We start from the raw sequence: 12,907 nt of genomic DNA, 5'->3' as shown, positions 1-12,907 counted from the left end.
TGTTGCCGCTTAAGCTGCCGAAGCGACTGCAGGTTTCTTCGCCAGCATCGTTCGTCGATCGTGGATCAGGCTCTCGAGCCGGTGGGCGGCGACATTCAACGTCGCGTCGTCCACCGCGCTCTCGTCTCCGCGCGCTGCTTTGGCGCGTTGCGCGCTGAGGATACCGTCGATCTCTTCCTCGACGTCGGAGAGTTCGGCCTCGGTGCCAGCCTTTCGGATACGGCGCCCCAGCGCATAGAGGGAATCCAGCGGACCCTCGCTTTTCGGGCTCCCAAGTCCCAGGAATTTCCAGGCCGCGGCGAAGACGGTCGCAGCGCCTCCCAGGATCATCGGCGTCAAGTAAATCCAGTTGCCATATTCATCCATGAAACTCTGTGTGGTGCTGTTGTAGACGGCTGCCGCTCCGGGATGCAGCGGAAGATAGGCATCCTGGTCGGTGCTGGGCGCGGTGATCTGCGCGAAAATCGGGTCCTCGGCCAGAAGGTCCCTGCGGACGCTCATGATCGTCTGTGTGAGCGTGGCGACCAGATCGGAACCAAGCTTCTTGTTTGCAACCAGGTAGAGCGAAGTCCTCAAGGTGGTGAGGTCATCCTCCGGGACCGGCGGTGCCCCTCGCAAGGTGCCCTTTGGGACGTCGAAACTCTCGTAAGCACGCTCGGTCTCCGCGATTGCCGCGGCGGAATCGATCGCGATGAGGATCGGCAGCGCTTTTGGCCCTTGCTGGGAGAAGCCTCGCACCAGCGACAAATATTTCTGGGCCAAAGGGATCACGACGAGCACCGCGGCGACCTCTTTGGATTCGATGGCTCGCCGCGCATCCGTCAAAGCGATATCCTTGAACGTCTTCTGCCGATCCAGTCCGTATTCCTTGCTCAGCACATCGGCGATTTTGGCATTGGCGTCTCCGCCGATCACCCCGATGCGCCGGCCCTTCAATTTGTCGATGCTATCGATGGTCGACCCCGGCGGCGCGACGACGAGCACGACCATGTGGCTCACGACCACCACAGCTTTCGCTTGTGAAAGGTCACCGACATCGCCGCGAACTACGGCAAGGTCTACTTTGCCTGCCGAAAACGCATTTGCCGCCTCGAGCGCCGTGCCGCTGTCGACAACCTTCAGCCGGACCGGCGCGTTGGTCGTGACGAGTCGGCTTGCCATGGCGGACATCATCTTGGCGGCTTCGCCGTCAATCGAACCGACCGCTACGCTCAAGGTCACCGGACGCGTGTAGTACCGATAAGCGAACAGGCCCGCGCCTGCCGCAAGACCAGACATACCGACGAGCAGGACAAAACGAAGCCACACCGGCAAATTCAGCGAAGTCATGCCTGTCGTCCCCAACACGTCGATCGATTACCGCTGCTGCGCGGCTGACTTTTTTCGTCGTATCGCTTCCCGGCCGGACGGTTTTCAGGCCATTCGGCGCTTCATTTTCCTTCGAACGCGAATACGCGCTTCCAGTCATTCTTCATGTCGACAACGGTCCAGCCCTCCGCCTGAGCGACGTCGAGCGCCTTGTCGAGCCTGCCGACGGAGGAGTTGCGGTCATACGCCCATTCCCGTTCGGCATCGGTGTGGTGCACGATCAAAGCAAAGCGAACGCCGGCTCCTTGTCTCGCCCATTCGAGCATCTGCAGGTCGCCATCGGAGTTGCCGAATGCCGCAATCGGATGACGGCCGATATGCATCTGAATCGCGACGGGCTTGCCAGCCTTGTCGTCGTTGAAATCGAGTTCGGGGAGCTTCATCAGCCGGGGCTTGCCGTCACGCAGCTCGAAACTCAGCTTGCCGCTGCTGCCGACAACCTGCTCGGGTGGAATGCCATAGACGCGTTCGGAGAAGACGCGCATGAAATCGATGCCGCCGCCGGACACGATGAAGGTCTTGAAGCCGTTGGCGCGCAAATAGGCGAGCAATTCAAGCATCGGCTGATACACCATCTCGGTGTAAAGCTTGCCGGTCTTCGGGTGCCTGGCGGTCGCGAGCCAGTCGCCGACGATTTTCTCGAATTCGTCCGTCGTCATGCCGGAATGCGTGACCGTGACGATCTGGAAAATCGCGGCTTCGCCACCGGCAAGCGCGCCCTTGAGGTCACCCTTGAGCAGCGAGGCAAACGGCTCCTTGTCCTTCCACTCCGGATGGAGTGGCGCGAGCGCCTTCACCCGGTCGAGGGCAAAGACGAGCTGAAAATAGAGCGGCTGCTCCGCCCACAACGTGCCGTCATTGTCGAAGGTCGCAATGCGCTCGGCCGGCGGCACGAAGTCCGGCGAGCCCTGCGTGGTGACACGCTCGACGAAAGCCTCGATGGCTTTCTTCGGAGCCGTGTCGTTCCACGACGGCAGCGGCTCCTGGGCAAAGCCAGGAGCCGTCGACGATATCGCGATCGCTGCCACCGCAGCGATGCGGACCCAATTTAACCAGAGCATCTTCATGGGCGAGACCTCGATGGGCCGGTCGGCGGTCGTTCAGTTGCGCCTTTAGTTGGCCTACTTGGCGATCGCATTCCTCGCCGCCGCAATCTTCTCCTTTACGGCATCCAGATTGAAACTCGCGCCCTTTTGCATCGGCGGAAATTCGATGGCGGTCATGGCCAGTTTCTCGACCTCCTGCTGGACGAACACGAAGCGCCAGAATTCATATTTGAACCAGTCGAAGTATTGTTGCGCGCCGTACTTGGTTCCGTTATCCGGCCAGCCGGTGCGTTCGAAAGGATCCAGGCGAAGGTTGATCAGGAAAGGCACGTCGACCTTGCTTTTTTCGCCTAGCCATCCGCTGGGCTGGTCGATGAAACGATACTTGTAGTCATCGATGCGGACGGCACCTAGCTCGCTTTCGCCGAAGTACCAGATTTCGTGCCGGTTCGACGCCCCCTTGCCGGTGATCATGTCCATCTGATTATAGCCGTCGAGATAGCATTTGTAGGTGCGGTCACCGATAACCTTGCCCTTCTTCAGTTCGTCGGCAATGTTCGGGTTGCCGGCGGCGGCCAGCAAGGTCGGAAACCAGTCCAGCCCGGAGATGATACCGTTCTCGATCTTGCCGGCCGGCACCTTGCCGGGCCAGCGGATCATCGCCGGCGCGCGGAAGCCGCCCTCCATGATCGTGCCCTTGCTCTGCGCGAACGGCGTCTGTCCACCATCCGGCCAGGTGAAGACCTCGGTGCCGTTGTCGGTGGTGAAGATGACGATGGTGTTGTCATCCACGCCCATGTCCTTGAGCTTTTGCATCACGATGCCGACATCGTCGTCGAGCTGCGCCATGCCGGCTTCATGAATCGTCCAGCCGTTCTTGGAGTTGCGTAAAGCCTCGTACTTTGGCGACAGATGCGTGACGATGTGCATGCGAGTCGGATTGAGCCACAGGAAGAACGGCTTGTTGTCGGCCTTGGCCTTGTCGATGAACTTGAGGGAAAGGTCACGGATCTCGTCGTCCACGGTCTCCATCCGCTTCGGATAGAGCGTGCCGGCGTCTTCGATCTTCTGCTTGCCGACCTTGCCCCAGCGCGGATCCACCGTGGGATCGTCGACATCGGTCGCATAGGAATGAACCATGTTGCGAGGACCCACCTTGTTGAGCAGTTCCTGCGGATAGGCAGGATGCGCCGGGTCTTCCATCGCGTCGAGGTGATAGAGATAGCCGAAGAACTCGTCGAAACCATGCACTGTCGGCAGAAACTCGTTCTTATCGCCAAGGTGGTTCTTGCCGAATTGGCCGGTGGCGTAGCCCATGCCTTTCAACGCGGCGGCAATGGTCACGGCTTCCGCCGGCAGGCCCGTGGGGGCGCCTGCCTGGCCGACCGTGGTCATGCCGGTGCGGATCGGCAGCTCGCCGGTGATGAAGTTGGCGCGGCCGGCGGTGCAACTCGCCTCGGCGTAATAGTCGGTGAACAGCATGCCCTCTGCGGCGATCTTGTCGAGGTTTGGCGTCCGGCCGGCCATCATGCCACGGTGGTAGGCGCCGATATTCCAGATGCCGATATCGTCCCCCATGATGACGACGATATTTGGTTTCTGCCCGGCGGCGGTTGGCGTAGCTGCTGGTTGTTGGGCTTCTGCAGAGCTTGTCAGCCCAACTGCGGAGAGCGCAGAGGCTGCAACAAGCGAACTGCCGCTCAACAACAGATCGCGGCGTTTCAATCCTTGACCCGTTGGCTTGCTGGTCTCGGGGGCGGGTCGACGCTTGTCGTGGTCATTGTCGCTCATAGAATAATCCTCCTGTGGGATCTTCAAAAGCCGACGTGCACAATCGGGAACTCAGGGTCCGTCACCTTCTCTGATGACGCACCTGAAGCCCACATGGCTCATCGACGTGTCGACCGGCTGTGCGTGGCGCGCCGCCGGCCGGTAGCGGCGGCAGTAGTTTGGCGCGCATAAATGGGAGCCGCCCTTGACGACCTTGCGAGGAATCGTGAGTTGGCGCTGACAGGGGTCGTAGCTGTCGCCTTCGATCCCGCCGCGCGGATTCTCCGGAATGCAGCACGCTTTCGCCGCGTCGCCGATATGCGCGGCCGAATACCAATCGACAGTCCATTCCCAGACATTGCCGATCATGTCCGAGAGGCCGAAGCCGTTCGGCGGAAACGCGTCGACCGGCGAAGTGCGCGCGTAACCGTCGCTTGCGAGGTTCTCGTGAGGGAATTCGCCATGCCAGATGTTGGCCATGTGCCGGCCGCCGGGCATCAACTCTTCGCCCCAGGCAAATTCAGTTTGGCCGAGTCCTCCCGCGGCCGCGTATTCCCACTCGGCCTCGGTCGGCAATTCCTTGCCGGCCCACGCAGCGTATGCAGCAGCGTCTCGATAGACGACGTGCACGACGGGATGATTGTCGAGACCGCGGATCGAGCTGCCCTTGCCATAGGGGCGACGCCAATTGGCGCCGAACTTGAAACTCCACCAGTTGGCGAAATTGCGGAGATCGACGGGATGGTCCGGTGGACTGAAGACGAGCGATCCCGCTTTCAGCATGTGGGCCAATGCGCCCGGATAATCGTTCGGATCGGGAGCGATCTCGGCAAAGGTGACGTATCCCGTCGCTTCAATGAATGCGCGAAACTGCCGGTTCGTCACGGGGGTTCGGTCGATCCAAAAGCTATCGACTGTAACGCGATGAGCGGGCTTCTCCTCGGGGTAGTGCTTGTCAGATCCCATGCGGAACGTACCGCCGGGAATGAGCCGCATGTCGGCTTGCCGCTCAGCAATTGCCCGAGTGCCCACTTCAGAGAGACTCATGATACGCGCGATCCCCTTAAGGCACACGGCTGCTCTCTTCCTGACGGCGAGGCCAAGAAGTTACTGCTGATTATCCCATGCCGCGCTTTTCAATGCGCGCCGGACGCCAATTGAATGTTGAAGAATGCTAGAGCGATTTGAATCGTCGTCCGATAGACATCAAAGGTCTGGACGATTGTCTGCTACCGGACATTGCGCCTGACACGCTGCGGAAGCAAGCATGATTATCCTCGCAATCGCGGATGCCTCGGCCAGTGAAAATTCCGAGTGTTGATCTAAATCAAATCGGGCGGTCGAGGTTCGGATTAGCGGCGGATCCAGTCTTGCGTCGCGATAACGATCAGTTCTTGGGAAGCTTTCGCGCAAACTGTTGATCCTGAAGACAGGTCAACAATTCGACGTAACTGGGCGGCATCGCATTGTCGTCAGCCTTCTCACCAACGGCAACTGACATACACATAGTGCGGTCAGACGCCAAAAAAACCGACCATTGCGTTTGAAGCTGATCTTTTGCCCGTTGCTCGTCGTCCACACAGCGCTTGATTGTCGCGCTCATGCCGGCATTGGGATCGAAAGCCGCCGCGCTATCTACTTTGCAGCCCCGTTGAATGTTGAAAGTCGGCACGGTGTCGGCGACGGTGAAGATCAGCGGTAACGTCAGCACTACTGTCGAGATGTGCGGCAGCATTTTGGTCCTCCTCGCACGGGCGTGTTAGAGACCTGAATTTCCGCAGTCGGGCGCGTTGTAGGCCTGCGCGACGCAACTCTACGCTTGCGCGCCCGCGAAACAATCAAATTCGCAAGTTCAGTCTTGAAGGCAGGGTTCACGACGTGCGACGGGCAAAACAGGGCGCGCGGCGGGCAAGACCACTGTCAAGCCTCGTCAATAAAAATATTCTACTTTACCGAAATTCGGAAAGGGCGTATGTGTCGCCTACTCCGGCCCAAGGAAGAGGGGCGCATCGCGATCGTCACGAACGCGGGCCGGACGGCGGTGGACGCAGGCCACATCGGCGCGAACAGCATCGCAGGGCGGGCAACCGTGAGCGAAGGCATCGCGCACACGACCGGTGTGATCGGCGTACGGCAAAATCGTGTGGTCCTGGCGCCCGGGGTCTGTGCGCCAAGTCTTGCGGTGATGTGGGCTGCCCGACCGGGCGCGTGCATCGATCATCCGCAAGGCGACGGGGGCAATAGTGCATCGCTCCCCGGGGAGAGCGCGACATAAGCCGTAAAACCACTGCGCAGGGAAGGCCGGGATGTCCTGGCTTCACCTGTATGCCGCTGTGCAGATTTCGCAACGCAACTTCGCACAGTGGACCGCGGGTGCCAGCCGGCGCCCGGTCTTCCCTGCGCCCTCTTTCATTTGAGGGCAGTGCAAGGGGCAAAGCTCGGGCAAAACAAGCCGCGAGGGGGCGAAGGCGTGTCTGTTGCTCAGAGATCGAATAAGGATGTCAGCGCGCGCACCAATCTATCACCGTCACCCTGAGGTGCGAACTCTGCGGCGCATATGCGCCGCCGGGCGAGCCTCGAAGGGCGACAGCCCGGCTGCATCTCGGCCGTCTATCCTTCGAGGCTCGCAGCGCAGTGCAGCTGCACTGCGCTGCGCTGCTCGCGCCTCAGGATGACGGAGTTGAAACTGCAACCCCGGAAAGATTCTGGATTGCTTCGCTGCGCTCGCAATAACGATGCTGAGGCATTGTACGTCACCACGCCGGACCTGCCGGGCGTGATGACAGAGTCTTACAGATAACGCGTCAGCTCGGCTTTGAACTGCCCGTAGACGGCGTCTTCGATCTGGCTGCGCGTGATCCCGATGTCGCGCAAAGCGCGGTCGTCGAGCTCGTTCAGCGTCTTGACCGCAGAGCGGTGCTCGAGGCGGTCGAACAGCGCATGGGCGAAATTGGCGAGCGCGCGGAAAAATCCGCCCGATGAGGAGGGGCTTAAACTCCGCCCCGAAGTTTGCGAGATCGTGGTCATTTTTCTTCTCCGGCCTTCTGTCCACGCGGCGAAGGGGATGCCGTTGGCGCAGACGCTGGAAGCATCTGCACCTCATATGCCATCGGATTGCTCTCGCTCTCCTCGGCTCAATCGCGGACCTTGATGGAACTTAAATGCTCCAGTACACTACTCGGAGCAAGTAAAACATTGCTCTCGGTGCAATAATGTCCAAGTTCGAGTACGTGAAGCTTGCCGATGCCATTGCCTCGGATATCTCTAACGGCACGTTAAGGCCCGGCGACCGGCTGCCGCCGCAGCGCAATTTTGCCTATGACCGTGGCATTGCGGTCTCGACCGCCAGCCGGGTTTATACGGAGCTTTTGCGCCGCGGCCTCGTGGTCGGCGAGGTCGGCCGCGGCACCTTCATCTCCGGCGACATCAGGCGCGAGGTCGAGGCGCTGAGCGAGCCGCGCGACGCGCGCATCGACTTCGAGGTCAATTATCCGTTATTGCCTCAGCAATGGGCAATGATAGCCAAGAGCCTCGCGGGGCTCGAACGCGTCGACGCGCTCGAATCCGCGTTGCGGGTCTCGACCAGCACCGGCACCAAGAGCGCGCGCAATGCCGCCGCCGCCTATCTCGCGCGCAAGGATTTTACGCCGCAGGCCGAGCAGATCGTGTTCACCGCCAACGGCAAGCAATCGCTCGCCGCCGCGCTCGCGGCGCTCGTCCCCACCGGCGGCCGCTGCGGCGTCGAGGCGCTGACCTATCCCTACGTCAAGAGCATCGCCGCGCGGTTAGGTGTGACGCTCGTCCCGATTGCGATGGATGAATTCGGCGTGCGGCCCGATGCGATCCAGAAGGCGCACCGCGAAGCGCATCTGTCGGCGCTGTATCTCCAGCCCATCATCCAGAACCCGCTCGGCGTCACCATGAACGCGACGCGGCGCGCCGACATCATGCGCGTCGCCGAAAAGCTCGACCTCACCATCATCGAGGACGCCGTCTACGGCTTCCTCGCCGACGACACGCCGCTGGCCGCGCTCGGGCCGGACCGCTGCATCGTGCTCGACAGCCTGTCCAAGAAGGTCGCGCCGGGACTTGCACTCGGCATCCTCGTCGCGCCGCCGCATCTGCGCGAGAGCGTGATGAGCGCGGTGCGGACCGGCGGCTGGATCGCCTCGGGCCATGCGCTCGCGTCCGGGCAGCGGCTGATGGCCGATGGCACCGTCGCCGAGCTGACTCGGCTGAAACGCATCGACGCCGCGCGCCGGCAGCAGACCGCGGCAAGGCTCTTGGCCGGATACCAGATCTCGGCTGACCCGCGCTCCTATCATCTCTGGCTGACATTGCCGCAGCATTGGCGCTCGCAGACCTTCGTCGCCGCAGCCGCCCGGCGCAGCATCGCGTTGACGCCGTCCTCGACCTTCGCGATTGCGCATGGTCATGCGCCGAATGCAGTGCGCCTCGCGCTCGCCCCACCCTCGCCCGAGCAACTCGATTCCGGCCTGCGCACGCTGGTGTCGCTGCTCGGCACCAAGGAAGAGGATTTTGACTCGACGGAGTAGCTCGCTGCTCAAGCCTCCGGCCATTCCGCGATAAAGCCCCTCGCCTTGTACGGCGCGATCTTGTCCCATTCGTGCAGGACGCGGCGACGAAATTCAGCGTCGGTGTGCCAGCGTTCGCGCGGTGTCGCGAAGTTGTCGACGGTGAGCAGCATCTTGTCGACCTCCGGCCAGTGCCGGTGCAGCGTCATCGGATAGCGCCGCGCGGTCCAGGTATTGCCGAGGCAGATCACGCTGCGGACATTTTGCAGCCCGAGCGCGGCATCGATGATGGGCAGCGAGAGGATCACGTCCTCGCCGGTGTTCATCGCGCGATGCTCCTCGAGGATCCGGTCCGCAGGAATGCCCGCGGCGACCATCGCGGCCTTAATGATGGTGCACTCGGATTGCTCCGAGCCCGGCGTCACGCCGCCACTGACAATCGGCCAGCGGAAATAACCCTCGCGCCACAGCCCTGCGGCGGTGTCGACGCGCAGCGCGACGTCCTCGCGGGTGCCGAACATGAACAACAGATCGGCCGGCAGGAGTGGCGTATCGATGAAATGCGTGCGGTTGATCCTGGCGATCTCATCCGCTGTAGGCAGGCGAGTGCTGCGATCCGTGACTGACATGGCAGCACGATGCGACACCGGCGCAGGGGCGCGAAGTCACGTTTGATTGCGGCCGATTGCACCTAAGGCAACAAGGACCTCGGCACACGATCGAAACTGTAGCTCTGCGGCTGGTTGCGCCGCACGAAACCGCCGACCTGCCAGACGAACAGCGCGGCAAAACCAACGATGAACAGCGCGCCGGCGAATTCACCGATCATCAGCGCGCGGACCAACAGCCCCGTCATTGCGACCGCCAGCACCGCCAGGAATGCGAGCACGGCCGCATAGGTTTTGCGACCGAGGCCGGCGGTCAACTCGGCGCGGCTGCCGGCCTTCGCCATCCGCGCGTGCAGCTCGACGAGAAAATCGCGAAATCCGCTGTCCTGCGGCGCCATCAGCGCTGCGGTCTGCCAACTCGTCGAGAGGATCGCGATGCGGCCGCCGCCCGCACGGCTGACATCGGCGCGAAAACGGTGCTGCTGCATCGAGACGGGGCGGAACGACAGCCGGATCGCGCTGATCTCGTCATAGCGCCAGACGCCCGAACGGCCAGCGACGTGCCAGGACAGGCCCTCGTCGGTCAGCTCGAAGCGATGCGCCGAGCCGATCAGCGACGCCCTGTAGGCATAGCTCGTGGCTGAAGCTGCCTCAGCTCTCGAAACCCGCATCTCGATCATCAATCCCGTCTGCGATCCGCTTGCGCGATCGCCCTCGCCCATCCTACAAGCGAGGCATGGCTGAGACGACCTTTTTTCCGCGCCGCCTGATTCTCGGCGCCGCCGTGATCTCGGGCGTGCTGCTCGCGCTCGCGGTGCACATGCTGGGCGCGCGCTACGGGCTCGACCTCGGCGGCCTGTGGCGATCCGACACGCATGAATTGATGCCGACGGGCGCGGCGATCGCCTGGTGGCTGATCGCAACCGTCGGCTTCTCCGGCGGCTACTTCACGGCGACATTGATGCAGAGCGCCGTCTCCGGCCAGATCCCGCAACGGATGCGGCAATTCCTGATCGCGGTCGGTGTGCTCCTGCTCGCAGGTGCGGGGCAAGCCGCCTCGGCCCCGAGCCCGATCCCGACCATCTCCGGCGTGCTCGCCGGTCTCGCGGCGCTGTGTCTTGGTGCCGTGATGGCGTTCTGCGGCGCGCATTTCGCGCTTCGCCGCGGCTAGACCTTAACTTAGGCCGACGCAAGCAGCCGCGGTCGTGCCAACATCAACGCGACATCGGATGCCGGCCGCGGCATGCTGAACAGATAGCCCTGCGCCTGGGTACAGCCTTCGCGCCTGAGCAGCTCGAGCTGCGCGTCGTTCTCGACGCCCTCCGCGGTGGTCACGATGCCGAGGCTGCGGCCGAGGCCCGTCACCGCACGGATGATCGCCATGGAATCCTGGCGGGTCGCAAGCTCGGATACGAACGAGCGGTCGATCTTGATCTTGTCGAACGGGAAGCTGCGCAGATAGCTCAGCGACGAATAGCCGGTGCCGAAATCGTCGAGCGAGATCCGCACGCCCATGCCGCGCAACTCGTGCAGGGTGGTCAGCGTCGCCTCGCTGTTCTGAAGCAACACGGATTCGGTGATTTCGAGCTCGAGGCGGCGCGCCGCGAGGCCCGATGCCACCAGCGCCTCGGTCACGATTGCGATCAGGTTCGGGCTCTTGAACTGGACCGGCGACAGGTTAACGGCAACATCGACATCGCCCGGCCAGGTTGCCGCGTCCGCGCAGGCGCTGCGCAGCACGAATTCGCCGAGCTGAACGATGAGGCCGGTCTCCTCGGCCAGTGGAATGAAGTTGATGGGCGAGATCAGGCCGCGATGTGGATGGTTCCAGCGCAACAGCGCCTCGAAGGCGACGACGCGATCGCTGGCGACGTCGCGGATCGGCTGATAGTACACCTGGAACTCGTCGCGTTGCAGTGCCGCCCGCAGGTCCATCTCCAGCAAACGTCGCGCCTGTGCGCGTGCATCCATCCCGGTCTCGAAGAAGCGATAGGTGCCGCGGCCGTCCGCCTTGGCGCGGTACAGCGCGAGGTCGGCATTCTTCAGCAATTCGTCCGGATTGGTGCCGTCCTGCGGCGACAGAGAGATGCCGATCGAGACGCCGATCACGATCTGATGGTCGTCGATCTCGTAAGGCGCGGAAATCACCTCGACGAGGCGACCGGCGAGAGCCCTCGCCGCAGCCTCCTCCGACCGGCCGATCTGGACCACGGCGAACTCGTCGCCACCGAGCCGCGCCACGGTGTCGTGCTCGCCGACGGTGGCCTTCAGCCTGCGGCCGACTTCCTTCAGCAGCGCATCGCCAATGGGATGGCCGAGGGAGTCGTTGATGTCCTTGAAGTGATCGAGATCGAGGCAGAGCACTGCGAGCTGGTCGTTCGAACCGGCCCGGCGCAGTCCCTGTTCAAGCTGCTCGTGGAACAGCACGCGGTTCGGCAGATTGGTCAGCGCGTCATGGCGCGCCATGTGCGATATCTTGGCCTGCGCCTCCAGCCACTCGGTGATGTCCTCGAAGGTCGCGACCCAGCCGCCACCCTGCATCGGCTGATTGACGACTCGGATAGAGCGGTCGAACCGGGTCACGACCTGGCTAGTCGTGCGGCCCTCGCGCGCGTCGACGACAAGGCGCGCGAAGAATTCGCCCGCATCGCCCTGCCACTGGCCCTTGGCCTGCTCCTCACGCAGCACGTCGATAAGCAGGCGGCCGGTGAGCGGAATATCGGTGCGGCCGAGCATCGCGGCGTAGCGCTCGTTGAACAGCTGGATCTTGCCTTCCGCATCGAACATGCACAGCCCTTGCGACATGTTCTGGAGCGCGGTGTCGAGCACGACCTGCTGGCGGCCCAATGCTCCCTTGGCGCGGCGGTCGAGCAGCGCCGAGACCAGCGCGATGGCGATGATCGCGACCGCGGCGCTGGCGGTGAGGAAGGACATCGAGGCCGGCGGGATCGACAGCCCGCTGATCGCGATCGTCGGGTCCGGCGTCAGCAGCACCGCGCCCATCGCAGTGAAATGATGTGCGACGATGGCGAGCGTCAGCAGGCCGGTCGCACGCAGTGCATGCGAGCGGTCATCGCGTCGCGACGCGACGAACAGGGCGAGCGCCGCAAAGACGATACCGAACAGGACCGAGGCGACAACCGTGCCTTCGACCCAGCTCACGCGCGCGGGAATCTCCAGTGCCGCCATGCCGGTGTAATGCATCGCCGCGACGCCGCCGCCGACGATGGCGCCGCCGAGGACGACCCACGGTGTCCGCGAGGACGATACCGCGATGCTTAGTCCCACGAAGGTGACGGAGATCGCGAAGATCAACGACAGGATCGTCACCGGAATGTTGTAGGCACCACCGTTGCCCGGCCCGTAGGCCAGCATCGCGATGAAGTGCGTCGCCCAGATGCCGCAGCCGCTGACGACGGCGTCCAGGGAGATCCAGACCAGCCGCCCCGGTCCTTGCGTCGCACGCGCACGATGAAACAGGCTGATCGCCGCCGCGCTGGCAAGCAGGCACACCGCGCCACCAAGCGCGACCAGGCGCCAGTCATGCTGGTCCGTGAGACAGTAAAGAACTTGATACATT

11 protein-coding genes are annotated in these 12,907 nt (G+C 62.8%); 2 read left to right on the top strand and 9 right to left on the bottom strand.

The genetic code is table 11. The features are described from left to right. Positions 1-9: 9 nt before the first annotated feature. The 6 genes from UB31_RS28975 to UB31_RS28945 all read right to left on the bottom strand — a co-directional run bounded on the left by UB31_RS28975 (position 10) and on the right by UB31_RS28945 (position 7,211). On the bottom strand, positions 10-1,329 hold the full coding sequence (locus UB31_RS28975; protein WP_045013366.1) for a TAXI family TRAP transporter solute-binding subunit: 1,320 nt from the start codon (positions 1,327-1,329) through the stop codon (positions 10-12). 101 nt (positions 1,330-1,430) lie between these two features. Continuing rightward, entirely contained in the window at positions 1,431-2,435 is a 1,005-nt protein-coding gene (locus UB31_RS28970) for an HAD family hydrolase (protein WP_045013365.1), read from the bottom strand. Positions 2,436-2,489: 54 nt separating this feature from the next. Further along, positions 2,490-4,205, bottom strand: a complete 1,716-nt coding sequence (locus UB31_RS28965) for an arylsulfatase (protein ID WP_502691291.1) — start codon at positions 4,203-4,205, stop codon at positions 2,490-2,492. A 51-nt stretch (positions 4,206-4,256) separates the two neighbouring features. Further along, complete coding sequence (locus UB31_RS28960) at positions 4,257-5,231, bottom strand: formylglycine-generating enzyme family protein (protein WP_045013364.1); 975 nt, start codon at positions 5,229-5,231, stop codon at positions 4,257-4,259. A 340-nt stretch (positions 5,232-5,571) separates the two neighbouring features. Beyond that, a complete protein-coding gene (locus tag UB31_RS28955) occupies positions 5,572-5,919 on the bottom strand; it encodes a hypothetical protein (protein WP_045008701.1) in 348 nt (115 codons plus the stop codon). A 1,055-nt stretch (positions 5,920-6,974) separates the two neighbouring features. After that, positions 6,975-7,211, bottom strand: coding sequence for a DUF1127 domain-containing protein (locus UB31_RS28945; RefSeq protein WP_045008702.1), 237 nt, complete (start codon positions 7,209-7,211; stop codon positions 6,975-6,977). Between the two features lie 185 nt (positions 7,212-7,396). On the opposite strand from UB31_RS28945, the gene UB31_RS28940 reads away from it, so the two are divergent. Beyond that, positions 7,397-8,740, top strand: a complete 1,344-nt coding sequence (locus UB31_RS28940) for an aminotransferase-like domain-containing protein (protein ID WP_045013363.1) — start codon at positions 7,397-7,399, stop codon at positions 8,738-8,740. An 8-nt stretch (positions 8,741-8,748) separates the two neighbouring features. Here UB31_RS28940 and UB31_RS28935 read toward each other — a convergent pair whose 3' ends face one another. Together UB31_RS28935 and UB31_RS28930 are read right to left on the bottom strand one after the other, a co-directional pair. Continuing rightward, positions 8,749-9,348 (bottom strand): YdcF family protein, encoded by a 600-nt coding sequence (locus UB31_RS28935; protein WP_045013362.1) that lies wholly within the window; start codon positions 9,346-9,348, stop codon positions 8,749-8,751. Positions 9,349-9,410: 62 nt separating this feature from the next. After that, on the bottom strand, positions 9,411-9,998 hold the full coding sequence (locus tag UB31_RS28930) for a hypothetical protein (RefSeq protein WP_045013514.1): 588 nt from the start codon (positions 9,996-9,998) through the stop codon (positions 9,411-9,413). Positions 9,999-10,063: 65 nt separating this feature from the next. Between UB31_RS28930 and UB31_RS28925 the strand changes: the two genes are divergently transcribed. Further along, the gene (locus UB31_RS28925; RefSeq protein WP_045008705.1) at positions 10,064-10,498 is read left to right on the top strand and encodes a hypothetical protein; all 435 of its coding nucleotides are present in this window, start codon (positions 10,064-10,066) and stop codon (positions 10,496-10,498) included. Positions 10,499-10,506: 8 nt separating this feature from the next. On the opposite strand, the gene UB31_RS28920 is transcribed toward UB31_RS28925, so the two are convergent. After that, positions 10,507-12,906 (bottom strand): bifunctional diguanylate cyclase/phosphodiesterase, encoded by a 2,400-nt coding sequence (locus tag UB31_RS28920; protein WP_045013361.1) that lies wholly within the window; start codon positions 12,904-12,906, stop codon positions 10,507-10,509. Between the last annotated feature and the right edge of the window lies 1 nt (position 12,907).

The organism is Bradyrhizobium sp. LTSP849, assembly GCF_000938255.1.
GTDB lineage: Bacteria > Pseudomonadota > Alphaproteobacteria > Rhizobiales > Xanthobacteraceae > Bradyrhizobium.
This window is presented reverse-complemented; position numbering and strand designations above follow the sequence as displayed.

What these genes read in the sequence shown, in the direction of transcription:
- UB31_RS28975 (WP_045013366.1), bottom strand. Translation starts at nt 1,329, where the DNA reads ATGACTTCGCTGAATTTGCCGGTGTGGCTTCGTTTTGTCCTGCTCGTC.
- UB31_RS28970 (WP_045013365.1), bottom strand. Translation starts at nt 2,435, where the DNA reads ATGAAGATGCTCTGGTTAAATTGGGTCCGCATCGCTGCGGTGGCAGCG.
- UB31_RS28965 (WP_502691291.1), bottom strand. Translation starts at nt 4,205, where the DNA reads ATGAGCGACAATGACCACGACAAGCGTCGACCCGCCCCCGAGACCAGC.
- UB31_RS28960 (WP_045013364.1), bottom strand. Translation starts at nt 5,231, where the DNA reads ATGAGTCTCTCTGAAGTGGGCACTCGGGCAATTGCTGAGCGGCAAGCC.
- UB31_RS28955 (WP_045008701.1), bottom strand. Translation starts at nt 5,919, where the DNA reads ATGCTGCCGCACATCTCGACAGTAGTGCTGACGTTACCGCTGATCTTC.
- UB31_RS28945 (WP_045008702.1), bottom strand. Translation starts at nt 7,211, where the DNA reads ATGACCACGATCTCGCAAACTTCGGGGCGGAGTTTAAGCCCCTCCTCA.
- UB31_RS28940 (WP_045013363.1), top strand. Translation starts at nt 7,397, where the DNA reads ATGTCCAAGTTCGAGTACGTGAAGCTTGCCGATGCCATTGCCTCGGAT.
- UB31_RS28935 (WP_045013362.1), bottom strand. Translation starts at nt 9,348, where the DNA reads ATGTCAGTCACGGATCGCAGCACTCGCCTGCCTACAGCGGATGAGATC.
- UB31_RS28930 (WP_045013514.1), bottom strand. Translation starts at nt 9,998, where the DNA reads ATGCGGGTTTCGAGAGCTGAGGCAGCTTCAGCCACGAGCTATGCCTAC.
- UB31_RS28925 (WP_045008705.1), top strand. Translation starts at nt 10,064, where the DNA reads ATGGCTGAGACGACCTTTTTTCCGCGCCGCCTGATTCTCGGCGCCGCC.
- UB31_RS28920 (WP_045013361.1), bottom strand. Translation starts at nt 12,906, where the DNA reads ATGTATCAAGTTCTTTACTGTCTCACGGACCAGCATGACTGGCGCCTG.